The organism is Citrobacter sp. RHB20-C16 (genome assembly GCF_013890155.1).
Classification (GTDB): domain Bacteria; phylum Pseudomonadota; class Gammaproteobacteria; order Enterobacterales; family Enterobacteriaceae; genus Citrobacter_A; species Citrobacter_A amalonaticus.
On the sequence record NZ_CP057630.1, the window covers coordinates 3,028,683 to 3,053,617 of the forward strand.

21 protein-coding genes are annotated in these 24,935 nt (G+C 47.1%); all 21 read right to left on the reverse strand.

Annotated elements, in window-relative coordinates; genetic code table 11:
- Positions 1–80: 80 nt before the first annotated feature.
- The 21 genes from HVX64_RS14630 to wcaF all read right to left on the reverse strand — a co-directional run bounded on the left by HVX64_RS14630 (position 81) and on the right by wcaF (position 24,929).
- Positions 81–1,142 (reverse strand): glycosyltransferase, encoded by a 1,062-nt coding sequence (locus HVX64_RS14630; protein ID WP_044258708.1) that lies wholly within the window; start codon positions 1,140–1,142, stop codon positions 81–83.
- Positions 1,143–1,172: 30 nt separating this feature from the next.
- On the reverse strand, positions 1,173–2,189 hold the full coding sequence (galE, locus tag HVX64_RS14635) for a UDP-glucose 4-epimerase GalE (protein ID WP_043000205.1): 1,017 nt from the start codon (positions 2,187–2,189) through the stop codon (positions 1,173–1,175).
- Between the two features lie 44 nt (positions 2,190–2,233).
- The gene (locus HVX64_RS14640; RefSeq protein WP_181826272.1) at positions 2,234–3,172 is read right to left on the reverse strand and encodes a glycosyltransferase family 2 protein; all 939 of its coding nucleotides are present in this window, start codon (positions 3,170–3,172) and stop codon (positions 2,234–2,236) included.
- A 23-nt stretch (positions 3,173–3,195) separates the two neighbouring features.
- A complete protein-coding gene (locus HVX64_RS14645) occupies positions 3,196–4,380 on the reverse strand; it encodes an EpsG family protein (protein ID WP_043000203.1) in 1,185 nt (394 codons plus the stop codon).
- A 33-nt stretch (positions 4,381–4,413) separates the two neighbouring features.
- On the reverse strand, positions 4,414–5,511 hold the full coding sequence (locus HVX64_RS14650) for a polysaccharide pyruvyl transferase family protein (RefSeq protein ID WP_043000202.1): 1,098 nt from the start codon (positions 5,509–5,511) through the stop codon (positions 4,414–4,416).
- Positions 5,508–6,872: a Coenzyme F420 hydrogenase/dehydrogenase, beta subunit C-terminal domain gene (locus HVX64_RS14655; protein WP_043000201.1), complete on the reverse strand. Its 1,365-nt coding sequence runs from the start codon at positions 6,870–6,872 to the stop codon at positions 5,508–5,510. Before HVX64_RS14655 ends, HVX64_RS14650 begins: the two co-directional genes overlap by 4 nt.
- Complete coding sequence (locus HVX64_RS14660; RefSeq protein WP_043000200.1) at positions 6,869–8,137, reverse strand: oligosaccharide flippase family protein; 1,269 nt, start codon at positions 8,135–8,137, stop codon at positions 6,869–6,871. Before HVX64_RS14660 ends, HVX64_RS14655 begins: the two co-directional genes overlap by 4 nt.
- A gap of 137 nt (positions 8,138–8,274) precedes the next feature.
- Positions 8,275–9,168 carry a GalU regulator GalF gene (galF, locus tag HVX64_RS14665; RefSeq protein WP_043000199.1) on the reverse strand — a complete coding sequence of 298 codons (894 nt, stop codon included), beginning with the start codon at positions 9,166–9,168 and terminating at the stop codon, positions 8,275–8,277.
- Positions 9,169–9,410: 242 nt separating this feature from the next.
- Positions 9,411–10,406: an NAD-dependent epimerase/dehydratase family protein gene (locus tag HVX64_RS14670; protein WP_043000198.1), complete on the reverse strand. Its 996-nt coding sequence runs from the start codon at positions 10,404–10,406 to the stop codon at positions 9,411–9,413.
- 152 nt (positions 10,407–10,558) lie between these two features.
- Positions 10,559–11,962, reverse strand: coding sequence for a colanic acid biosynthesis protein WcaM (gene wcaM, locus HVX64_RS14675; protein WP_043000197.1), 1,404 nt, complete (start codon positions 11,960–11,962; stop codon positions 10,559–10,561).
- Positions 11,963–11,973: 11 nt separating this feature from the next.
- Positions 11,974–13,194: a colanic acid biosynthesis glycosyltransferase WcaL gene (gene wcaL, locus HVX64_RS14680; protein WP_043000196.1), complete on the reverse strand. Its 1,221-nt coding sequence runs from the start codon at positions 13,192–13,194 to the stop codon at positions 11,974–11,976.
- Positions 13,191–14,471, reverse strand: coding sequence for a colanic acid biosynthesis pyruvyl transferase WcaK (gene wcaK, locus HVX64_RS14685; protein WP_043000195.1), 1,281 nt, complete (start codon positions 14,469–14,471; stop codon positions 13,191–13,193). Before wcaK ends, wcaL begins: the two co-directional genes overlap by 4 nt.
- Before the next feature lie 35 nt (positions 14,472–14,506).
- On the reverse strand, positions 14,507–15,985 hold the full coding sequence (gene wzxC / locus HVX64_RS14690; protein WP_043000194.1) for a colanic acid undecaprenyl disphosphate flippase WzxC: 1,479 nt from the start codon (positions 15,983–15,985) through the stop codon (positions 14,507–14,509).
- A gap of 9 nt (positions 15,986–15,994) precedes the next feature.
- Entirely contained in the window at positions 15,995–17,389 is a 1,395-nt protein-coding gene (wcaJ, locus tag HVX64_RS14695) for an undecaprenyl-phosphate glucose phosphotransferase (RefSeq protein WP_043000193.1), read from the reverse strand.
- Between the two features lie 54 nt (positions 17,390–17,443).
- Positions 17,444–18,814 (reverse strand): colanic acid biosynthesis phosphomannomutase CpsG, encoded by a 1,371-nt coding sequence (gene cpsG / locus HVX64_RS14700; RefSeq protein WP_043000192.1) that lies wholly within the window; start codon positions 18,812–18,814, stop codon positions 17,444–17,446.
- A 193-nt stretch (positions 18,815–19,007) separates the two neighbouring features.
- The gene (gene cpsB / locus HVX64_RS14705; protein ID WP_043000191.1) at positions 19,008–20,444 is read right to left on the reverse strand and encodes a mannose-1-phosphate guanyltransferase; all 1,437 of its coding nucleotides are present in this window, start codon (positions 20,442–20,444) and stop codon (positions 19,008–19,010) included.
- 3 nt (positions 20,445–20,447) lie between these two features.
- The gene (gene wcaI / locus HVX64_RS14710; protein WP_043000190.1) at positions 20,448–21,671 is read right to left on the reverse strand and encodes a colanic acid biosynthesis fucosyltransferase WcaI; all 1,224 of its coding nucleotides are present in this window, start codon (positions 21,669–21,671) and stop codon (positions 20,448–20,450) included.
- A complete protein-coding gene (locus tag HVX64_RS14715; RefSeq protein ID WP_044258703.1) occupies positions 21,668–22,147 on the reverse strand; it encodes a GDP-mannose mannosyl hydrolase in 480 nt (159 codons plus the stop codon). The genes wcaI and HVX64_RS14715 overlap by 4 nt, the downstream gene beginning before the upstream one ends.
- A 2-nt stretch (positions 22,148–22,149) precedes the next feature.
- Positions 22,150–23,115: a GDP-L-fucose synthase gene (locus HVX64_RS14720; protein WP_043000188.1), complete on the reverse strand. Its 966-nt coding sequence runs from the start codon at positions 23,113–23,115 to the stop codon at positions 22,150–22,152.
- Between the two features lie 2 nt (positions 23,116–23,117).
- Positions 23,118–24,239 (reverse strand): GDP-mannose 4,6-dehydratase, encoded by a 1,122-nt coding sequence (gene gmd / locus HVX64_RS14725; protein ID WP_043000187.1) that lies wholly within the window; start codon positions 24,237–24,239, stop codon positions 23,118–23,120.
- Between the two features lie 144 nt (positions 24,240–24,383).
- Complete coding sequence (wcaF, locus tag HVX64_RS14730) at positions 24,384–24,929, reverse strand: colanic acid biosynthesis acetyltransferase WcaF (RefSeq protein ID WP_043000186.1); 546 nt, start codon at positions 24,927–24,929, stop codon at positions 24,384–24,386.
- Positions 24,930–24,935: the final 6 nt, after the last annotated feature.

A 24,935-nucleotide genomic window follows, 5' to 3' on the forward strand; every position in this document is an offset into this window, starting at 1 on the left:
ATGCGCGGCTTGAATGTGGATAAATCTTACAGCAGAGGAAAAGTAATGACCAGACCCTGGTGCCAGAGTAGGCTAATTTACTATTGCGAACCTTTATATAAGTTAATGTATTCATCTTTCAGATTATTTAAATTAAAGTGATGCGCAACTTTATTTGCCACGAATCTATATTCGTTATAATGCGCTTGCATTTCATCAATAGCTGATGAAACTTCCTCAACATTGTTCCCAAATAAAATTCCGTTTTTTTCACCATCAAATTCATAAATGAGTTCACTGCAACCACCAACATCACTTAATAGTAATGGAAGGCCAACAACCCCAGCCTCTATTGCAGACATTGGGAGCCCTTCACTATCTGAAGTCAAAATAAAGGCATCATAATCCCTGTAGCTACAAAACCCTTTAACTTCACCAAGAAAATGAATATTATCTTGATTTCTATACTTCACCCTAAGCGCCTCAAGGTACTCACCACCGCCAATAAAAAACATATTGACATCTTCTTTGTTATGCAATGCTTCAGCAAGCAATTCGGGTCTCTTTGGGTATGTCATCCGTCCAACAAAAACCAGTCTTAATGGCCCAGAATGATACTTAACGGGGTCAACCATAGTTTCAGCAGGAAGAGTTGCATTATTTATAAGGGCCAGTTTACACTCTTTGATACCTATTACTTTAATAGCATTTCTCCTGTCATTATCTGAAACACATAAAATAGAATCAGAAAGATAAGACAGCCATTTTTCAATTAGACAGTAAATTTTTTGTGCTCGACCACCATTATATATACACGACCACCCATGTGAGACATAAATAGCACGGTGCTTCCAAATTAGTTTAGAAAGACGAGCATACAGGCCGGCATTTGCCGAATTACTAACAACAATATCAGCTTTAATTTTTTTTAAAGCTCTAGCAACATGAAATATGTTTAGTATGTTTTTTACATTTATTAAGCTTGGAATAATAAATGTATTACTAACAGGAAATTCCTCTGTTAGCCATCCTTTGTCTGAAGTAACAAGATAAACATTAAAATAATTATCGAGAATTTTTTTTTGCTCGCTTACCCATTTTTGAGCACCGCCAACTTCTGACTTTGTAATCACAAAAACTAGATTTTTTTTAACGGAATTCATTCAGTTACCATATAATTATTTTAGTGGGAATTATTTTCCATATCCATTAGGGTTGTTAGACTGCCATTTCCAGGCGTCTCGAATCATTTCGATGATCCCCCTCCTGGCCTTCCATCCCAATTCGATATTTGCTTTTGAACTATCAGACCAACACTCTGCAATATCACCTTTTCTACGAGGTACTAATTTATATGGGATTTTAATTCCAGTAACGCTTTCGAACGTATTAATTATCTCTAAAACCGAGTATCCCTTGCCAGTACCCAAATTATAAATTTGTAGACCATCAGAAGAAGAAATTTTAGACAATGCCTGTACATGAGCTTCAGCAAGATCCATTACATGGATATAATCCCGAACACCTGTACCATCGTGTGTAGGGTAATCAAATCCATATACTTTTAAATACGGCAAAGAGCCAATTGCGACCTGTGTTAAATAGGGCATTAGGTTATTTGGTATTCCATTAGGCTGCTCGCCAATATTTCCGGATTCATGTGCGCCAATAGGGTTAAAGTATCGTAATATTGTGATTTTCAGTTGTTCATGAGCTTGTGATATATCATTGAGCATTAACTCCATGAATAATTTTGAGCTTCCATATGGGTTTGTAGTTCCCCCTATAGATGTTGATTCACTTATTGGATAACTAGTTGTTTTGCCATAGACAGTTGCCGAAGAACTAAAAATAAAATTAGTAATATTATTTTTTATCATACATTTCAATAACGTCAGTGTACCTGAAACATTATTTACATAATATTCAACAGGTTTTTTAATAGACTCACCTATTGACTTTAATCCTGCAAAATGAATCACCGCAGTAACATTATTTTTGCTGAAGATATTTTCCAGTGTTTTCTCACAACAAGAATCGCCTTCATAGAAAGTAATATTCTGGCCAGTCATAGATTCAACTCTACGCAAAGGTTCAATAGTTGAATTTGAAAAATTATCCAGTACTATAACCGAATATCCTTGGGAAACCAAAGAATACACGGTATGGATTCCGATATACCCACAACCACCTGTCACTAATATAGACATAACTTTACCCGTTAGATAATTACATACTCAAAAAAAAAATTCCATTATGAGCTCTGTATTCTATTTCTAAATTTTCTAAGTATTTTAAGCAACTTTGGATTAAGTATTTTACCTAATATACTATGATATATATAATATGACAAACTAATCGATTTTAAAGCAATCAAATACTTATCGAACGTTACCTTATCCTTTATAGATAAGGAGTAAAGTGCATTAATAAATACATTTTTTTTAAGGAAAATGTTTAATGAATTAATCTTTTCATCAGATAGCATATTTTTTTCTTCTGGATGCTCATGGAAATACTTAACATGGTATAGAATATCATTGTTCACTCTAGTTGATGTTCTATTTTCAGCATTCCTCCGAATGACAACTTGGGGATCCCCAGAGTATGCTACGTCCCCAAGCATAGACATTTTTAGCCACACGTAAATGTCCTCCCCGAGTTTCACACCTCGAGGAAATCCTCCCATCTTTTGAAATAGAAATTTATTTACACAAACAGAAGATGAGTGAATAAGACCTCTGCAGCAAGAGTAATCTAAATAGAAATCTTCTAATACACCCATATAACTTTTCGAATATTTATTCTTTGGTATGAATGTAGTTCCGTCTTCTAAAATCTCAAAGTAACTAGAAGAATACAATGCACAATGCGGATACGAAGTAATTAGATTGACGATTTTTTCCAAATGAACAGAATTCCAATAATCATCAGCATCTAGTAAACAAACATATTCTGATTTAGCCGCTTCTATGCCAATATTTCGTGCTACTGACACCCCGGAGTTTTCAATATTAATAAGTCTAATGCGTTTATCATTAAATTCTCTTACTACATTCTCACTTCCATCAGTCGAACCATCATTCACTATAATTAATTCAAATCTTGCATAACTTTGATTTAATACTGCTGTAATTGTTGACTGGATCGATTCTTTTTTATTAAATAGTGGTATTACAACTGACAATAACATTACATTCTCCAGCAGATTATTAATTAGTAGAGATAATAAAACGGTTCAAATGAAAAGAAAGGATATCGGGACCAAAATGGATCTAAAGAATTTCCGAAAAAATTCATTTTCTCAGCAATAAACAACAAGACATAAATCAATATAAAATATGTTGTTAAAGAAGGGTAGAATTTATATATATACATATATACAAAATAGCCATATATATATAGCAATATAAAATTAATTCTCTCAGGTCCCAAAGGGACCCCCAAGAAACCTATATATGAAAGACAACTATATATCGCGATAATTTTCCAATAGCTATTGTTAATTTTATTCCAGCATAGCATCAGTACAATCGTTAATGGGAAGATTAATATTGCAAATCTTTTTGATGTAAAGCTAAACTCTGTTGCTGTCATCAAATAAAAATTTAATTTGTTTACCCCTGGTAATCCTGCCCCAACTTCAGATAAAAAGTTGAGAACAAAATATAAATTTAATTTTATTATTATCAGTAAAATAAAAATTATAATTATATGACGCAAACTAATTTTACTATAGTATCTCTTCAAGAATAAATAAAGTAATCCTATAGGAAGTGAAGTTAAATGGAATAACGTAGCTATTGTTAAATAAAAGAAACTTTTTTTACCTGACGTCGATATAGCAAAAAGTAATATTACTGTCGATATAGCTTGCCTTTGTAAATAGCCATACGTCTGAATTGATGCAAATAGAATAATTAACGCAGCGATTATTCCTATCTGACTATGTAACTCATTTTTGAAAGCATATTTAAGCATCCATACGTACAGGAGAATGAGACATATAGAAGTATTAATTACTGCAAGACCCACTGGTGATATATTTGCCGTGCATTTCGATATAAATAAATATATCAATGGCCACCCAACTTCGATGCCACCTGAAAACCCAAAAATTTCACTGTAATATCCAGAGGAAATTGCTTTATACACCATGAAATAATGACTTAAATCATGATCAAGTTCATCAGTGTAATTTCTGGACGCGATAATTATTAAAAGCGAAATGAATGCCAGCAATATTAAACATTGACGAAAATAGCCAATAAGATGTTTTGACATTGTAAGTAGCGTTAAAATTGAAATGGCAAAACTGGCAATTGGTGAAAAAGGGATGGATAATAAACTTACACCGCCTAATAAAAGGATTAACTTATATGAAAGTGGGGCTGTATGCATTTAAATATATTATCTCTAAATGGTTTCTTTGAATTATCTAAGACTATCTGCCAAATAATTTAATGATTTCTTTCGCCAGACTTCAACAATTTCATTGACTCTCACATAATCAATATCATTTGACAAAACATTAGTTAAGTCAGTACCACTTTTAATATCCTCTGGATAAACGAGTCTTTCTTTAAGCCCCAACAGTGTTAAGAGAGATATAAAGCGGCTTAGCCCTCTGGATTTATTCCCTATTGCTATGAAATTCTTGTTAAAGATGATTGAAAATACCATGCCATGGAAAGAATCTGTCACTACATATTCTGCATTCTTAAATCTCTGCACCCATTCAGCAAGGGTATAATATTTATTGTCATCATGTATGTCTTTTTCTGAATTTATCTCTCGTTTATCTTTAATTATGCTTGAGAAAACACTCGCTGTTTCTTTTTCATCAAGAATATACTTAAGTAAATAACCTGTATCCTGATTTGGTGAATGCTCTGAAAGAAGATCATCATAGAAGGATAAATCAAGCATAGTTGGATCAAGAACATGTATTACAGACTCTATAGAAAACTCATTTCGGCAAATATCAACGCCTGTATCTTCACGTACTGAAATCGCATCAAACTGTTTAAGTAATGACCTGGTTAATTGTCTTTTGTCTTCATGCTTCCAGACATCAACTCCAAATGAAGCTGCATATGATATTTTTTTACATTTTTCGCCCTCATAAAAATCTAAGAAATAGGCAGAATACATGTCATTATTGATATAATCATAGCGCCAGACTTGGTCACTACCTACGATCATAGCATCCAGAACCAATGTTTTGCTTTCATTTTTTAATTGATTTAAATTTTCAATTTTCTTTGTATGTTTATTTATGTACTTCTTAATGGTTTTTTTATTTTGCTTTTCTTTAATAAATCTCTCACGAATGCCACGAATATTCTGAAATGGACATCGTGCTAATATATATAACAAAAAACGCCTTGTTGGATTTAACGCAGGTCTTATATCAATTAGCGTTACATCATGCCCCATTTTTTTCAGAACAAAAGTTAGCGACAGGCATTGTAGAATGCCACCATAATTAGAAATCAATGGTAACGTGAGCAACCCTATCTTTTTACTCATTTGACACCTTTTCTCTTCAAATAATTAGCAATAAAATATATATGCTTAATGCTATTTTTAATTAATGATTTAGTTAGAATTCGATACTTAACTTCATGGAATGCCATTTTATAAAAGAAAAACATCAAATTATTCTTCTTTTTGGCTTCGAAGAATATTGCATGTGATTTACTTGATATAATTTTTCTTATGCGATAGATTTCCTTGCGATTTTCATCAACTTTTGTAGGTAGTAAAAAATCTCTTTTCTGAGGATGCCATTTTTTTTCAAGATCTGCATCCTTAATTCTTATTAAAAGTCCTTCCTGTCGATGCCTATAATTGCCTGCCTGAGCATGTATGACATCATCAACGTCAATATGCTCTAAAAATAGTCGCTCCGCGCCAGCCGCCTCTTTTAAAAGAGTCGATATTTCAAGGTTTCTCGATAATACTATATTGGTCCCTTTTGGATCCGAGACATATTTTGGAAGCCATGCATCCCCAAAGACAACATCGGCAACTTCAGCTGCTATATCATCACACCATTCACATGCTTCAGGTTTGAATAATCCTAATCCCCAATCTGTTCCGTATAGATGTCCTGTCTGAGCCATCCTTTCAACACCACTTGATGATGTGACTTTTATGCTATAACGGCTAGCTGTCCCAAATGAATTTTTGACTCGAAAATTTATGTGCCTAAGATTTGAAGGTAAGATACCTTGCTGCCAGGAGAGAAGTTCAGAGAATGCTTTTGTCTTGAGATGCCCACAAAATATGCCGATAAAATATTTCAAAGAGATATTTAGTTCATCATTTTTCTTACACAAGAGGCGGATCGCTTTGATATAGCAAGGAATACCGACTACAGCATATTTTTTCCTTGAATCAATATTTTCTAGTGCATTATCAAATTTTGTTGGATAATATTGAGATCGTGTTTTTAATTTTATATCTTCAATAGATTCTGATATTGAATAAGTGTATAACTGCTCATTGCTTTTTGATGCCCCAACATGAATTACACCATCGATTAATTTTTTTGACATCAATTCGACAAGCAACCATGTTGTGAGTCCTCCAGAACTTGCATTTTCTCTATAATTTCCCTCACTAGCATAACCAGCGAAAATCTCATGATAATAGCCAACTTTCTGATGGAAACTTAAACTATCAACTTCCCCATATAATGAATCTGCTATACTCGTTTCATTATGGTGAGATGAGAATGGACATATTTCATCATCAAGTTCATCAATATTACCCTGCGGTTTAAGTATTCCATATTCATCCCATTCAAGTGTTATCTTATTATTTTTATAAGAACATGCTCCGCATCCTATGCAGTAGTTATTTTTTATTACATTCTGAATACTCATTCACCCTCCCTAAAAAAAAGAATGCTTTTATAATTATATGCAAGGCATATGAATAAATTACTTAAAATTGTTGCAAGAACTCCGGCATAAACGCCGATATGTTTGTAGAACAAGAAAAAGCTAATCAGACTTATAATGCTCGCGATACACATTATTTTCACTTTTGATCGCATATTATCTTTAGTAACAAGTATTGCACCTGAATTACTTGCTAAATAAATAATTGGAATACTGACTGCCATTAATTGAATTAATTCAATTGCATCGATATATTTCCATCCAAATAAGAATGGAATTATAAATGGAGATAAAAAATATATGATACTTGTTACTATAACCCCAAGCATAAACATTAGTATGTTGCCATATTTATATACTGTTTTTAGTTTTGAGATGTCCTGATAAGCCCATCGATGTAGTTTTGGAAGAAGATATTTTTGATATATCACTGTAGGGAACAGTATAGCGGCAGAAATGAATAAAAACGCGACACTATAATAACCTGCATCTTCTGTGGAAATAAAATATTTAACAAGGACAATATTAACTTGATAATAAACCATATAGAAAACGCCAGAAATCCCAAAAATTGCAGACTCTTTAATCATCTCAAGCTTATCAACATTTTGGCGTTTAATGAATTTTCTTTCAGTATGACCCTTTAAATATACATTCTTCTTAATTAGCCTTTCAATCACTCTATAAGTTGAAATTACCATCAAAAAGGATATCATTGCGTACCCAACAGAAATGCTACTTATAGAAACTTCATTAAAAAGAAGGTAAATAATAATTAATACGCTGAAACGCAGAATATATACTGATGTTTGCACTACAGATACAGCTATATAGTTTTCTTCTAATTGATAAAGCGCGCCTAGTAACTCTATTATCACTTGGGAAAGAACGATAAATGACAATAAAAATAATAATTTTTGATGATAATATTCCGTATATAAGAACCAACCTGAGAGAATGACAATTATGATTGACGTCGTGAATAATGTAAATGTTAAACCAGGAATAATAAATCTAACACCTCCCCACCCCTCACTTCCAAACGCTTTCAACCAAAATTGTGGTATTCCGAAACCACATAATGGAGCAACAGTCATTGTTAAATAAAAAGCAGATGAAAAAATCCCGAAATCGCTTGGTGACATATGTTTTGCAAGCATGAATTGCGTAGCAAAATTTAACAATGCCGTTAATAGGGTACCAACGGCTAATATTATCATATGACCAGCAGCCTTGTTTTTACGCATTCAAAATTCCACGCTACCGCCCCTGGCTTAACAGTTACCAGTGCACTTTTTTGCAAAAAGAAAAGCAGTAGCTAATTATTAGCTCTTATAAGACTACTGCTTTGATATCAGTTTATTAATTCGTTAATTGCCACAAATTAATTGTTTATCATTTTAACAATACTATCCCTAAACTTCGCCCCTTCTTTCAGGTTACGCAGTCCGTACTTCACAAACGCCTGCATGTAGCCCAATTTCTTACCGCAGTCGTAGCTGTCGCCGGTCATTAGCATGGCGTCAACAGATTGTTTTTTCGCCAGTTCTGCAATCGCATCGGTCAACTGGATACGGCCCCAGGCGCCCGGTTCGGTTCTTTCCAGTTCGGCCCAGATATCCGCTGAGAGGACATAACGCCCTACCGCCATGAGATCAGAATCCAGCGTCTGCGGCTGATCGGGTTTCTCGATAAATTCGACAATGCGACTGACCTTGCCTTCATTATCCAGCGGATCTTTCGTCTGTATGACGGAGTACTCGGAAAGATCACCCGGCATACGTTTCGCCAGAACCTGACTACGGCCAGTTTCTTCAAAACGCGCAACCATTGCCGCAAGGTTATAGCGCAGCGGATCGGCACTGGCGGTATCAATAACGATATCAGGCAATACCACCACAAAAGGGTTATCGCCAATCGCCGGACGCGCGCAAAGAATGGAGTGACCCAGCCCCAGCGGCTGCGCCTGCCGCACGTTCATAATGGTCACGCCAGGAGGACAAATAGACTGCACTTCCGCCAGCAACTGACGCTTCACGCGCTGCTCAAGGAGTGACTCAAGTTCATAGGATGTATCGAAATGGTTCTCAACGGCGTTTTTAGACGCGTGAGTCACCAGGAGGATTTCTTTGATCCCTGCAGCTACGATTTCGTCAACGATATATTGAATCATGGGTTTGTCGACGATCGGCAGCATCTCTTTAGGAATTGCCTTGGTGGCAGGCAACATGTGCATACCGAGTCCTGCTACCGGGATAACTGCTTTTAAATTCGTCATTATCTATCCTACCTTTGAATGGCTGATGAAGTCTGGGTCTTTGCCATGAGCTAGTCAGTTCCAGGCTTCCTTCTCCCTTGGCGTGATTGAATTCACACCGTTGAGATAAAATGTCTTCTCACACTACACTTCATCAACGTGAGGTTTAACTCAGATAACTCGGAAAACCTTCTCTGCTTACAATAGCTTAGTCGCTTTCCGAATTATCGTAGGTAGCAGTGCAATCACTTTAACGTCATGTCTTACTCGGAAACAAACGTAATATCGTCTTTCTTATCATGGACAAACTCGAACTTTAACGTTCTGTCCAGCCCCTGAGAAAGGGTATAAGGCGCTACAAACCCTGAAGAGTGAACTTTAGTCGCATCGAACTGCGTGGTAGCGCAGAATTTTTTGACACGAACAGAACTTACCGCAAATTTCTTCCCAGTGAGTTTACTGAGAACATCAAAACAATAGCCCCCAAGCATGCCTAATGGATACGGCAGATGAACTGAAGGGATCTTTTTGCCCAGACTCTGTTCAACTTCCGTAACAAGCTGATTCATGTTCAGATCAGGCTTATCTACATAATTGTAGACTTCATAGCCTGGCTGTACATTCTTAAGTTTATACTTAATGAATTCAACAATGTTGCCAACATAGGCCATAGACTTATAGTTAGTGCCAGACCCCACCATCATGAATTTACCGCCCGCAATCTGCTTAAGCAGATTATAAACATTGCCGCGGTTACGCTCACCGAATATCACCGTTGGTCGAATAATAGTCAGCGAACGCTCATCAGGTGCTTTTGCATGCCATTCACGTAGCACTTCTTCGGCCTGCCACTTACTTTTACCATAGTGGTTGAAGGGGTCGTGTGGATGTGTCTCATCAGGGTTATTTTTGTTCAGACCATATACAGCAACAGAGCTCGTAAAAATGATGTTGTTGACACCATTTTTTTCCATGGCGGCAAGAACATTGCGAGTACCCTGAACATTGACATCATAGTAAAGAGAAGTTGGGCTCACATCATCGCGATGCTCAGCCGCCAGCAGGACTACGGTATCAAAACCCGAAAGCGCCTGATCCAGTGCGTGTTGATCGCGGACATCGCCAATTTGCGTGATTTCCGGATAGAAATGGCTTTGCTGTTTATCCAGATTTTTAATGTTAAAGTCATCAACGGCGGTTTCAAGGAGGCGCGTTCCAACAAACCCGGAGGCTCCGATGAGCAAAACGTTATCGTTCATAAATCACTTAGTCTGGTTATTAAGACAAAAACACAAGATAAAGATGAGAATCTTCCCTGAGTAGTCAGTGCTGCCCAGCCCCAGCTTTAACAGTAATTCCGCAATTATAATCTTTTAACACATGATATCCAGTAAGATTATGGCGGGTTGCATCACCCCCTCCCCTCCGGTAAGCGGAAGTTGATCGCATCAACGTTCACCACATGATGGTTTATGCGGTCTATATCCACTGAGCTTTGCCCCTTCTCATTCACCGCATGTACGTTTGCCAACGACAACAGCGTGTCCTCTTTCGCCATAAACTTACCGCGCACGTCTTTGCGCAGATCAAAGTGCATCTTCAGCGCCGGTCCCGTTGCTGACTCTTGCATCACCTTGATATTGCGCAGAAAAAGATGCTGCGGCTGATTATGCAACTCCAGCGTCGCGCGTTTCATCTCGATATTAGTCAGTGCAACGAAGGAGGTGGCATTACCCGACGAAATTTGAATGCCGCGCAATTTATATTCAAGCTGCGTGTTATCAAGGGAGATATGGTTGAGTTTGAAATTTTGCGGGATGGAGAGATATTTCCCTTTGACCACGCCATAGCCAATGAGCATCCCGGCACTGTTAACCATATCGACATTATCAATCACAAAATTATCGCAACCGTAAATGGCAACCGTCGCATTGTCGATGCCGGCCTTCTTGCTGAAATCCGGGGTGATGTTCTTCGCCTTCACATTGCGAATCACAAAATGTTTGCCGTTCTCGACATGCACCAGTTGCCGACAATCTGATCCGGTAATGTTGGCGACCACAAAATTTTTAACCGTCTGCTGCTCCGGATAGGTGTTGTCGTAGGTGCTCCCCGCAAGCCCAATGCCAATCCCCCAGTTAATCTTGCCGTTGGTACAGTTGATCCGTTCAATGACGTGGTCAGAAATCAGGATATTGCGATCGTTAATAGCGACATTCCATTCAATGGCGTCGCCCTGTAAGTCGCTGAAACGACAGTGGGTAATACGCGCGCCATCGACCTGATTGTGGAATCCCTGACGCAGAATCGCATAGTTGGCCTGGGTCACGGTGAGATTATCGATGACCAGATTGCGCATCACGCGCGGCTTTTTCCCGCCGATATAAATTTGCGTCACCGGCCCGAAACCACTCATCGTAAGATCGGTAATCGCGCAGTCGGAACCGCGAACATCCAGCGTAATATTGTGCAGGCTCCCCCCCTTCTCGCCAGTGACCTGACATCCCTCCTGCAACACAAAGCGACCACGCCCATTACCGCTCAGGCGGCCCAGCACATGCAGCGTTTTTCCCGGTGGGATAAAAATGCCGGTATTGATGTTCTCGCACACCAGTCCCGCTGGCACCACCACGGTCTCTGCGTCGCTGAAGGCCTGTCGAAAGGAGGCAATCCAGTCTTTCGCATTGTAATCCTGAATATTGACGGTTTTGCGGGACGCAACGGCGCGGGCAAAAGGTGAATGGAGGACAGGAAGTACGGCAAGCGCGGAGCTTGCCGTCAGGAAGGTACGTCGGGAGAGTGTTTTCTCTGGCATACAACCTCGGTTTACATCGTTTGCAGCAGGCTGGCCAACTGACGATTGATCACCTGCTGATTAAAATCATGTTCAACTTTTTCACGCGCACGCTGGATGATGGGTTCCAGCGTCTGGTGGTCAAGTTGGCTGAACAACGCGAGCTGTTGCGCCAGCGCATGGGCGTCGTTTTCCGGTACCAGCCAGCCGGATTCCCCGGCATCCACCAGCTCCGGGATCCCACTGTGAACGGTAGAGACCACCGGGATCCCCACCGCCATCGCTTCCATCAACGCAACGGGAATGCCTTCCATGTCGCCATCCGTGCCGGTAATTGACGGCAACAGAAAGACATCCGCGTTATCCAGCATCGTTTTCACTTCATGGCTGGGCTTAAATCCCGGCATCTCAATCACATCATCGAGCTGATACTGCTCAATCAACGTGCGCAATCGCCGCTCCCAGGGACCCATACCCAGAATGCGATAACGAAACGCCACACCCTGCTCTTTCAACTGGCGGCAGGCCTCTATCGCCACATGCAGTCCTTTTTTCTCAGTCAGTCGCGCAACAGAGATAATCTCCAGCGGCGTACCGGGTGCTTTCACTGGCCGGTGCGTAAAGCGCGTCATATCCACGCCCATCCGCGAAACGGCAATCTTCTCCGGTGGACAGCCCATACTTTTCAGCCTTCCAGCCCAGAGATCGCTAATCGGCAACATCAGATCGCCACGACGGAACAATTGCTGGTACTCCGGCGTGTAATGGTTAAGAACTTCCCGACTGGAAATATCAATACCGTGAAAAATCGTCGCAATCTTGCCCTGAATAACGCCCAGCTCACGCAGCTTCGCCGCCGTTACGCCCGCCGGACCAAAGTGGGCGATAAAGACATCCGCACGCAGGGGTTGACTTATCTGCGCACAGATTGATGAGAGGATCAGGTTACGTGATTCATCGCCGTAGCGAGAAAAATTGAGCGATTTCCACGTCGTCGCCCGGTGCAGTCCTGACAGCGTTTTCACTGCCCGAGTGCGCAGCTTTGCCAGACGTCCCGGCGGCTCGTCCTGTAGCCAGCGCGTTCTGGCCGCCAGGCCATATTTTTCCCAGGCGGCATGCGTATTTTGCGTGTCACCTTTTTGCAGGGCGACAATCTCAACGTCAAAACCCATGTCGATAAACGCGGTAATCTGGTTGAGGACGAAGGTTTCCGACGACAGCGGAAATTTCAGTAAAAAAAAGCTGACCTTCATTTCCCCTCCCCGATGCGCGTTAACACCGACTCCACCATACGGTATCCCTGTTCACGCTCGCGACGCACCGCCTGCGCAAGACGCTCATTGATCTGCGGCAACTGTCCGAGCGTATCCGCCACCATCGCTTGCAGACTGCCATCCAGCAGATGACGGATATCTATCGCCATCTCCGGCATCCCCAGTTGCTGCATGATGCCCGCCGATTTGTGCTCGTAATTAATCGCAATAGCAGGCGTCGCGAAGTTCATCGAGATAATGGCGGAATGCAGGCGTGTGCCAACCGTCAGATCGCATGCGCCGAGGATCTTGCCCATCTCCAGATCATTGAGTTCATCCATCACCACGTGGTAACGCGCCGGGTCGCTGACGTACTGGCGCAGATTCAGCGCCACCATGCGGTCATCTTTGTTATAGCTGTCAATGCCGGTACAGGTAGACAGTGCGATAACCTGATAGCCCTCATCCAGAATGCGGTTGACCACACCGGCGAAGGCCTTCTCATAAGCCTCCTGCGTGGTGCCCAGGCGTTTATCAAACGGCGCCAGTTCTCGCAGAGTAATTGCCACCGTTTTCTGCTGCGCCGCTACGCTCAGCCAGTGTTGAACGGCATAGCCCGGCGTAAAATCTTCATCATGATGATCCACCAGCCAGGCGGTATCCACGCCGTGCTCCACTTTTTCGGTGGTGATGTCACTGCGTTTCATCAGCTCCAGGCTGACCGACTCCCGCAGGATCAGTGCATCACAGTGGCCGAAAACATAGTTGGCCAGTTGATTAAATTGCGGATCCTGGAACGGACCGACGCTGTGACCGACCATGTACAGTGGTTTTTTCGCCATAAAGGTACACAGCGCGTGTTCAAACTGCGGAACACCGTACAAGTCGACGAAGAACGAACCGCCCACCTGAACGATAGCGTCATAACCCGCAAGCAAACGCACGAAATCGGTAAAACCCTGAGCAATCGCGATATTACGCAGCTTGCCGGTATCAGTAACGCGGGAAAGCAGCACCTGATGCTGATAGCGACGACGGAGGATTTTTTTCACCCGCCCCACTACGCCAGCCGCGCTGTTGTGCTGTTTCATCTGTAAAAAGAGCGGATCGCCCATCACCGGGCGATTCAAAAGCCAGGACGAACTCACCGGGTAGCGGCTCATCACATCCACTTCCGCGTCAGGTTCGAGGCGGTGAATGGCGTCCAGCAGACCACGTAAAATCGCACTGTCGCCACGGTTGCCGCAGGTATGGTTGCCCAGAATCAATAATTTCATTTCACCCTCTTAAAATCGTTGCCATCCGGCAAAACTTATCCTGCACGAAGCAAGGTTTTCATTTTTTCGCTGCGACAAAACTGGCGCTTCATCTCCACCACCAGCGGATGGCGTGAGAGCACGATCATCACCGCGAACGCCAGCGCACCGGCGGCAATCTGCGTCGCCAGCAGCACACCGAGCGACAGATGTCCCTGTAACGCGATACCCAGACCGTAGCTCACCGCCAGCGTCGGCAATGAGAGATAGAACGGCAGCCACAGGCTCAGAATGTACTGGCGGTAGCTGGAACCCAGCACCGGTTTGATCATCACGAAATAGCTCAGAATGGTGTTGATAATTTGCACCAGCAGGAAGCCCAGCGTCACGCCAATTGCGCCCGCCATCTGCCCGCCGACAATAATCGCCGGGATGAACAGGAACGTTTTAAACACATTGAATTTAAAGCTGATGTCTACCCGCGCTTTCGCCATCAACAGCGAACCAATCGGATTACCAACCGAGCGCAGCAACCCCACCACGCACAGCAGTTGCAGCACAGGAATGATGCTGTTCCACTTCTCGCCAAAGACCAGCGGCACAAAATTATTAGCAACCACCATCAGGCCCAGCAATGCCGGGAAGTTGATAATGCCCACCACGGAAAGCAGTTTGTAGAAGTTCACGCGCAGCTTCTGGGTGTCGTCCTGAATTTTGGCAAATGCCGGAAACAGCACGCGGGTGATGATGGGGTTGAGCTTCATCGGCGGCACCACTGCCACGTTATACGCCAGGTTATAGCCCCCTGCGACGCCGGCACCGAGAATACGCGCCAGCACCAGCGTGGAAAGGTTGGTGTTGACGTAGTTGATGATGCTGTCCGCCGTCAGCCACGCACCAAAGCGCAAATTCGACGAAACGGACGCCAGCGAAAAGTGCAGACCCGGACGGTAGATCTTGCGGCCAAAATAGCCAAACAACAGCGTGCGCACCGCGCTATTTACCAGGTAACCGAGTATGGCCGTCATCGCCAGCGGCCAGAAATGCGCGCTGACAACGGTAAACGTAAAGCCTGCCAGTACAGCGCTGGTTTCAATCATCCCAATCTTGTTGAACTCCAGCTCTTTCTGCATCAGCGCGCGGAACTGCTGCCCGTGCGGGATCACCACAAACGCCAGCGACAGCGTTTTAATCAGCGGCGCCAGATCCGGGTTATGCAGCACATTGCTAATCACATCGCTAAGCAGGAAGACCGCCACACAGACGATGATTCCCAACCCGACGTTCAGCCAGTACAGCGTGGTCAGCTCAAGATGGCTTATCGCCTTGCGCTGAATAATGGAGTTGGCAATACCGAAGTCAGACAGCGTATCGGCCAGCGCAATGATCACCAGCGACACGGTCAGCAGGCCGAACTGGTGGTTATCGACGATCCGCGCCAGTACCGTCATCTGGATAAGCCCAAGGCTGATAATGATCACCGTGGCAATCGCCGACCACTTCGCGCCGCTGATGGTTTTTTCACGTAAGCTCATGACCGTTCCTCAGTACGCCGCTTTGTTAACAAAGCCCTTAAACACCGTCAGAAAAACGATCTTGATGTCGAACCACACGCTCCACTCGCGGATGTACTCCAGATCGTACTCCACGCGTTTTTCCATTTTCTCCAGCGTGTCAGTTTCACCGCGCCAGCCGTTGATTTGCGCCCAACCGGTGATCCCCGGCTTCACCTTGTGGCGCAGCATGTAGCCTTCAATCAGTTGACGATACTGTTCGTTATGCGCCACCGCATGCGGACGCGGCCCGACGATAGACATGCCACCGGTCAGCACATTAATAAACTGCGGTAGTTCATCCAGCGAGGTACGACGCAGGAAATTCCCCACTCGGGTGACGCGCGGATCGTTCTGCGTCGCCTGTGTGACGACCTTGTCGTTTTCCATCACCTTCATTGAGCGGAATTTCCACACGTTGATCGGTTTACCGTCCATGCCATAACGGGTCTGACGGAAGATGATCGGCCCCGGCGAACTCAACTTCACCGCCAGCGCAATGCAGCACAACACTGGGGAGATCAGCAGCAGGATCAGCGACGCCAGCACGATATCTTCCGCACGCTTAAGCAGACGGTTGATACCCGACAGCGGCGTGTCATACAGCGGCACCACCGGCACGCCACTCACCTCTTCGATGCGGGAATGCAGAATGTTGAAGGTAAACACGTCCGGAATGAGGATCACCGAACAGGTGGTATCCGCCAGTTCGCGCACCAGTTTTTTCACCCGCGCGCCGTCGCACATCGCCATCGCAATGTAGACGTTATGGATGCGTGACGCTTTCGCGTCTTCAACCAGTTGTTCGAGGTTACCTGCCCAGTCAGAGGTAACGCCGCCCGGTTTCGGATCGTGATAAACGCCAACTACCTCAAAACCTAACCACGGTTCGTTGCGGAAGCTATCGAGCAACGCCCGTCCGGCAGGCAGATCGCCCGCGACGGCCACCCGGCGCGTGTTGTAGCCACGGTTGCGTAGCCATCCTGCACCGATGCGAATAAACGATCGGCAGAAGACCAGTCCGACGCTGGTCAGCAGATACCACGCCAGCCAGACCGCGAGGCGGTTATCGAAATCCTGATTGAATGCCACCAGACCGGCGCTAAAGACGAGGCTCAGCGTCCAGTTTTGCAGCAGGAGAGTCAGTTCAGTGGAAATTTTGACGCCGCGCCATGAGCGATAGAAATCGGTTATGCCACCCAGCATCTGGAAAACAACCAACGTGATCAGCGCCACCAACAGGTGCATATACAGGAAAGGCAGTCCACTGACTTCGCAGACAACCCACAGCCCGCCAAACATGATGGTGATATCTGAAAAGCGTTGCACCATAGAGATTAACGATGCATTGGTTTTGGCCCGTTCGCGCTTTTTTAGATTTGTCATCGTTGTTCCTGTTATTAGCCCCTTACCCGCCAGCGGGTAAGGGAAGATCTGACCTTACTGATTCAGTAACGCCAGCAGAGTGCGCGTTCGCGCTTCCATCAGCGGAATATCGCCGCGTGACTCCACGTTCAGGCGTACCACCGGTTCGGTGTTGGAGGAGCGCAGGTTGAAACGCCAGTCGACGAACGACATGCTGATCCCGTCGGTTCTGTCCACCGCCAGCGCCTCGCTGGCAAAGTGTTGTTCCACCCGAGAAATCGCTGCCGCCGGTTCCTCCAGCTTGCTGTTGATTTCGCCGCTCGCCGGGAATGCCGCCATCCGGTCTCGTACCAGTTCACCCAGTGACTGTCCCTTCAGACACACCAGTTCCGCCACCAGCAACCACGGGATCATTCCGCTGTCGCAGTAAGCAAAATCACGGAAATAGTGGTGGGCGCTCATCTCGCCGCCGTAGATGGCGTCTTCGTGGCGCATCCGCTCTTTAATGAAAGCGTGACCGGTTTTCGACATCACCGGCGTGCCGCCCGCCGCTTTCACCACATCCACCGTGTTCCAGGACAGACGCGGGTCGTGAATGATTTTGGCGCCCGGCTGTTTTTCGAGGAACGCTTCCGCCAGCAGGCCGACAATGTAGTAACCCTCGATGAACTGGCCTTTCTCGTCGAACAGGAAGCAGCGGTCGAAATCACCGTCAAAGGCAATCCCCATATCCGCGCCATGTTCAATCACCGCATTGCGGGTATCGGCGCGACACTCCGGCAACAGCGGATTAGGAATGCCGTTCGGGAAGTTGCCGTCCGGGGTGTTATGCACTTTGATCAATTCTACCGGCACGCCCAGCGCCTGAAAGCGCGCGTCGATGGCGTCCACCACCGGGCCTGCCGCGCCGTTACCGGAGTTGATCACCAGCTTCAGCGGGGTGAGGTTTTTAACATTGATGTAGCCGAACAGATGGTCGATATAGGCATCACGCAGGGAGATTTGCTTATAGCTTCCGCGCTGCGCGGGGTTCACCGGCGGGAAGTCGTTGGCCTCGGCCAGACGCTGCACGTCACGCAGACCGGTATCGCCACTGATGGGACGCGCGCCTTCGCGCACCAGCTTCATGCCGTTGTAGTCCATCGGGTTGTGGCTGGCGGTGACTTCAATCCCGCCGTCCACGCCAAGGTGGAAAGTCGCGAAGTAGATCTCTTCGGTGCCCGACAGGCCGATATCCAGCACGTCAACGCCGGCATCCTGCAACCCTTTTGCCAGCGCCAGCTTCAGCGCCTCACTGGTCAGACGCACGTCGCCGCCCAGCACAATGGTTTTCGGCTTCAAAAATTCGCCGTAAGCGCGACCAATCCGCCACGCAATCTCTTCGTTCAGCTCTTCGCCCAGCCTGCCGCGAATATCGTAGGCTTTGAAACAGGTTAATTTTGTCATGTTTTTACCCTTATTCAGGCAACAGTTGTCCCTCTCCGGACTGGAGATATTTTTTGTAAAGTACATAACCATTAGATTTCGCGTTGCAGGAAGGCGGCGACTGCGCGTATCCCCGGGAGCTTAGTCAACGAAGTGACCGGGGTGCGTAAAGGAAGCCAACGCATCTGCGGCGCGAAAGATGATGGTTAGGGCGTCACACCCGGCCGTAGCGATCCTCAAACCGCACTACATCATCCTCTTCGAGGTAAGAACCTGAGCGCACTTCAATCAGATCGAGTGGAATTTTCCCTGGGTTTTCCAGACAGTGGGTGGCTCCCAGCGGAATGTAGACAGACTCGTTTTCACCGAGCAGTTTGATCTCACCGTCAATGGTGACTTTGGCGGTACCCGCCACCACCACCCAGTGTTCGGCGCGGTGGTGGTGCATCTGTACCGACAGCCCTTCCCCTGGTTTCACGGTGATGCGTTTGACCTGATAGCGGTCACCGGCGTCGATGGAGTCATATTTCCCCCACGGACGGTACACTTCGCGGTGAATATGGTGTTCGTGGCGGCCATCGGCTTTGATTTGTTCAACCACTTTTTTGACGTCCTGCACCGCGTTACGGTCGGCAATCAGCACCGCGTCTTTGGTCTGCACCACCACCAGGTCTTTCACGCCGACGGTGGTCACCAGTCCCGATTCGGCATAGACGTAGCTGTTTTCGGTTTTATGGCTGATGACGTCGCCGTGATGGACGTTTCCCTCGGCGGTATGGGCGCTGATTTCCCACAGCGAGGACCAGGAGCCGACATCGCTCCAGCCCGCATCCATCGGCATCACCACCGCATCCGCCGTGCGTTCCATTACTGCGTAATCGACAGATTCTTCCGGACACGCCAGGAATGATGCTTCATCCACGCGAATGAAATCGAGATCCGGATCGACCACGCTCATCGCGTTTTCGCAGGCTTCCAGGATATCGGGACGGTATTTTTTCAGCTCTTCCAGATAGCGTCCGGCGCGGAACAGAAACATCCCGCTGTTCCAGTAATAATCACCGCTGGCGACATAGGCCTGCGCTGTTTCCAGACTCGGTTTTTCCACAAACTGCGCAACGTCAAACGCCACGGCATCGTTAACGCCGGGGGTGACATCGCCACGACGGATATAGCCGTAGCCCGTTTCCGGCAGATCCGGAACGATACCAAACGTGACCAGCTTTCCGGCTTCGGCGTACGGCATTGCGTTGCGCACCGCGTCGCGGAAGGCCTCTTCGTTGGCAATCACGTGGTCTGCCGCCAACACCAGCATCAGCGGGTCGCAGTCCGGACTGTGACGTTTTGCCGCCAGCGCCGCTAATGCAATGGCCGGCGCGGTATTACGTCCCGCCGGTTCAAGAATAATGTTCTCCGTCAGTTTATTAAGCTGACGCAATTGCTCCGCGACGATAAAACGATGCTGCTCGTTGCAGATCACCACCGGACTTTCGCACTCCACACCGTTAAGACGACAAATGGTCGTTTGCAGCATGGTGAGATCGCCTTTCAGGCACAGGAACTGCTTAGGATAAAGTACACGGGAAAGCGGCCATAAGCGGCTACCGGAGCCACCGGCCATCACAACCGGATAGAGTGTTGTCTGACTCATAATTTAATCCCGAATATCATTCATAAATTGACGTAGCACATTCTCTTTATCGAGCGTGCGTTCGGCATATTCACGTGCCACCGTGTTGTTTTTTGGCATGGTGAGCGCCATCGTTATCCCTGCCACCAGCGCATCGACCGATTCCGGCTCAACGCACACCGCAATGCCTGCATAGCGGTCGCAAAGCTGGCCGAGTTCCGTCTCCGGTTCTGCGGTAATCACCGCATTGCCGCCCACCGCCAGAATATTGGTCAGCTTGGAGGGCAGAACGGCATCCGCCGCCCCGCGTTTTTGCACCACCAGGTGGCAATCGCCCATCTTCAATAGCGCAGGTAGCGCCTCGTAAGGCTGCAACGGGAAAAACAGAACGTTGCGCAGACCGCGCTCGCGGGCCATTTTCTCCAGACGCGCTTTGCCGCCGCCCTGCCCGACGATAGCGAAAACCAGCGGCTGCTCACGCAGTTGTTCCGCCGCCGCAATAACGTTTTCCAGCCCTTGCTTCTCGCCGATATTGCCGGAGTAAAGAATGATTTTTTTGTCATCCGGCAAACCAAGCTGTTGGCGGAGGCTGATAACCTCGTCATCGTTAACATTCTGAAAACGGGCGACTTCTGACCAGTTAGGGAAGAAGATCACTTTCTCTGCCGCCACCCCTTTCGCCTGGGCTTTATTCATCATTGAGCGGGAGATGGTGGAGACATTGTCGACGTTATGCAGACCGCTACGCTCGAAAGCGGTCGCCAGCTGTGCCACTTTGCCGGTTTTACCGTTGCCTGCCAGACCGAGCCCCAGCATCGCATCGACTTCATAATCCTGAATGTGCAGCAGCGTGCGGGCGCCTGAGAGTTTCGCCAGCAGCCGCATTCCCGGCGTACAAAACAGCGTGGGCACCACGCCAATAATGCGATCCGGCTTCCAGCGACGCTGCGCCATCAGCGGGAAAAAGCTGCTGAGGGCGAAGCTGCCCAGATGCAGTAATCGTTTCAGTGTTGACGGCTGCTTTGGCACATACAGTGGGCAGCGCCAGACAGTGGCATCCCCCTCTTCCCGGCGATAGCGCCAGGCTGAATAGCGCTCGCCCACTTTCCACTGCGGGTAATACGGCGGCGCGGTGATAACCCGCACGTCATGGCCTTCGCGCGCCATCCACTCCACCATTTCACCGGTGTATTTACCGATGCCGGTTAATTCCGGTGAGTAGTTGATGCCATACACAAGGATCCTCATAATCCCAGCGCCTTAGCCTGACATTCCGGCAAAAAATACGCCCGACTGTTGTCATGGACGTTGTCGCTAGCCAGCAACGCCGCGGGCGTCAGCCAGCAGTAAGCGCCGTGCTGCGCGTCAGGCAGAGGCACATCATGCGCCTGCACCCGCAGACGGAAACCGAGCACGATGTAATGCGTTGAGAAGTCTTCACCGGAAAAGTTGTCGTCATAGAAATGCTGCCAGACGCCATAAAACTCCCCGGCAGACAGCGGCAAACGTAGCCCCAGTTCGGCTTCGGTCAGGCGTTCGAAGGCCGCACTCAGCGGCTCATCTTTTTGCACCCGGCCACCGGGCACGAACCAGAAGCCCTGCGCCGGTCGGTTCAGTCGTTTACCCAGCAGAAATTCCCCCTGCGCGTTTTCCACGATCAAATCGAGGGAGACAAGCGGCGTGGAACGCACGACGGTGGCAAAATCTTCCTGACGTAAAAACATGTTTACCCCCGGAACCGATGCTGATTCTCAAGGAACCACTGATATGTGCTGGCAAGGCCCGCTTCCAGTGAGATCTCGTGATACCAGCCCAGCTGATGCAAACGGGTCACATCCAGCAGTTTTCGCGGCGTACCGTCCGGCTTCGTCGCGTCAAACACCACGCGGCCCTTGTAGCCCACAACCTGAGCGATGGTCTGCGCCAGTTCGCGAATGGTGCAATCCACGCCCGTACCGACGTTAATGTGCGACAGCATCGGCTGGGTGTTCTCCTGCCAGACTTCGCTGTCCAGTTCCATCACGTGGATGCTGGCGGCGGCCATATCATCGACGTGCAGAAACTCACGCATCGGCGTCCCGCTGCCCCACACCACCACGTCCGCCGCATTCTGCATGGTCGCTTCGTGGAAACGACGCAGCAACGCCGGGATCACGTGCGAATTGCTCGGATGGAAGTTGTCATGTGGACCATACAGATTGGTCGGCATCACGGAACGATAGTCGCGCCCGTACTGGCGGTTGTATGACTCGCACAGTTTGATACCGGCAATCTTGGCAATGGCATACGGCTCGTTGGTTGGTTCCAGCGTGCCCTGCAACAGTTCACTCTCCGCCATCGGCTGTTTTGCCAGTTTGGGATAGATACAGGACGAACCGAGGAACAGCAGCTTATTCACGTTATGCAGATGCGCGGCGTGAATAATGTTGCTTTCCATCATCATATTTTCAAAGATGAAATCGGCCGGATACGTGTTATTGGCAACAATACCGCCCACCTTCGCCGCCGCCAGATAAACCTGATCGATACGCTCAGTGGCAAAGAAATCCAGCACTGCCTTGCTGTCCAGCAGGTTCAGCTCATCGCGGGTGCGCAGCACCAGCTCCACATCACCACGCTGCGCAAGCTGGCGGGCAATCGCGGAACCCACCATTCCGCGATGACCAGCGATAAAAATACGTTGTTTGCTCATTCTCAGGACTCCAGCGCGATGGCAACCTCGTAGCCATGAGATTTCAGCAGGGAGTGTTTCTTCGCCGCTTCCAGATCTTTAGCGACCATCTCGGAGACCATTTCCTGCAACGTAATTTCCGGTTTCCAGCCCAGCTTCTCATGCGCTTTGCTCGGGTCACCCAGCAGAGTTTCCACTTCTGCCGGACGGAAGTAGCGCGGATCAACGGCCACAATCACATCACCCGGTTTCACGCCTGGCGCGTCATGACCGGTGACAGAAACCACAATCCCTTTCTCTTCCACGCCTTCGCCTTCAAAGCGCAGTTTGATCCCCAGCTGGGCCGCCGCCATTTCGACGAACTGACGCACGGAGTACTGCACGCCGGTCGCGATCACGAAGTCTTCCGGCTGTTCCTGTTGCAGCATCATCCACTGCATTTTGACGTAGTCTTTCGCATGGCCCCAGTCACGCAGGGAATCCATGTTGCCGAGATACAGGCAGGACTCCAGCCCCTGAGCGATGTTAGCAATCGCGCGGGTGATTTTACGGGTGACGAAGGTTTCGCCACGACGCGGCGATTCATGGTTAAACAGGATGCCGTTACAGGCGTAGATACCATAGGATTCACGGTAGTTGACGGTGATCCAGTAGGCGTAAAGTTTGGCGACCGCATACGGCGAGCGCGGGTAGAATGGCGTGGTCTCTTTTTGCGGGATTTCCTGCACCAGACCGTACAGCTCAGAGGTCGATGCCTGATAGAAACGGGTTTTCTTTTCCAGACCGAGGAAGCGGATGGCTTCCAGCAGACGCAGCGTTCCCATCGCATCCACATCGGCGGTGTATTCCGGCGATTCGAAGGAAACCGCAACGTGGCTCATCGCACCCAGGTTGTAGACTTCATCCGGCTGCACTTCCTGCAGAATACGCGTCAGGTTGGAGGAGTCCGTCAGGTCACCGTAGTGCAGATGGAATTTCGGGTTGCTCGCATGGGGATCCTGATAGATGTGATCCACGCGCTCGGTGTTAAATGAAGACGCACGACGCTTAATACCGTGAACTTCATAACCTTTTTCCAGCAGAAGTTCTGCCAGGTAAGAACCATCCTGCCCGGTAACGCCGGTGATGAGAGCGACTTTAGACATTTTATTACCTCTTAATTATCCCCTAAATCGTTCGGGCTATAGCAAGGCGGTGACGCCGCTTATCCAGGAGCTTACAGAAGTAAGTGACCGGATAATCAAGGAATGCCAACACCGCTACAACCCGAAACATGACGGGGAAACTGATTACTTTTCAACGCGTTCGCGTATCACAACTGCGGGATTGCCACGGCAAATCATATTTGCCGGTAGCGATTTAAAAACACTGCTGCGCGCACCGACGACAGTGCCATCGCCTATCGTTACGCCTGGCGCCACAAACACATCCGTTGCCAGCCAGCATTTATCGCCAATCACAATCGGGGTGGCGTTAATATCAAAATGCGCGCTGGTATGATCGTGACTGCCGGTACACAAATAGCTTTTCTGCGAAACCACCGCATGGGCACCAATCGTAATATCGCCGAGCGTATATAAATTGACGTCATCCCCTACCCAGGCATAATCACCAATGGTTAATTTCCACGGATAGGTAATTTTCACTGACGGTCGAATGACTACGTTTTTTCCTATTTTCGCGCCAAACAGACGGAGCAAAAAAGCGCGCCAGCGATATAACACCTGCGGTGACCAGGAAAATAATGTTGCCTGTACGGCCCACCACAATTGCACTTTAATTACATTTCCGCCGCGAAATCCTTTCGGTACGGAGAAACCACGTAAATCCTGCATCATTAA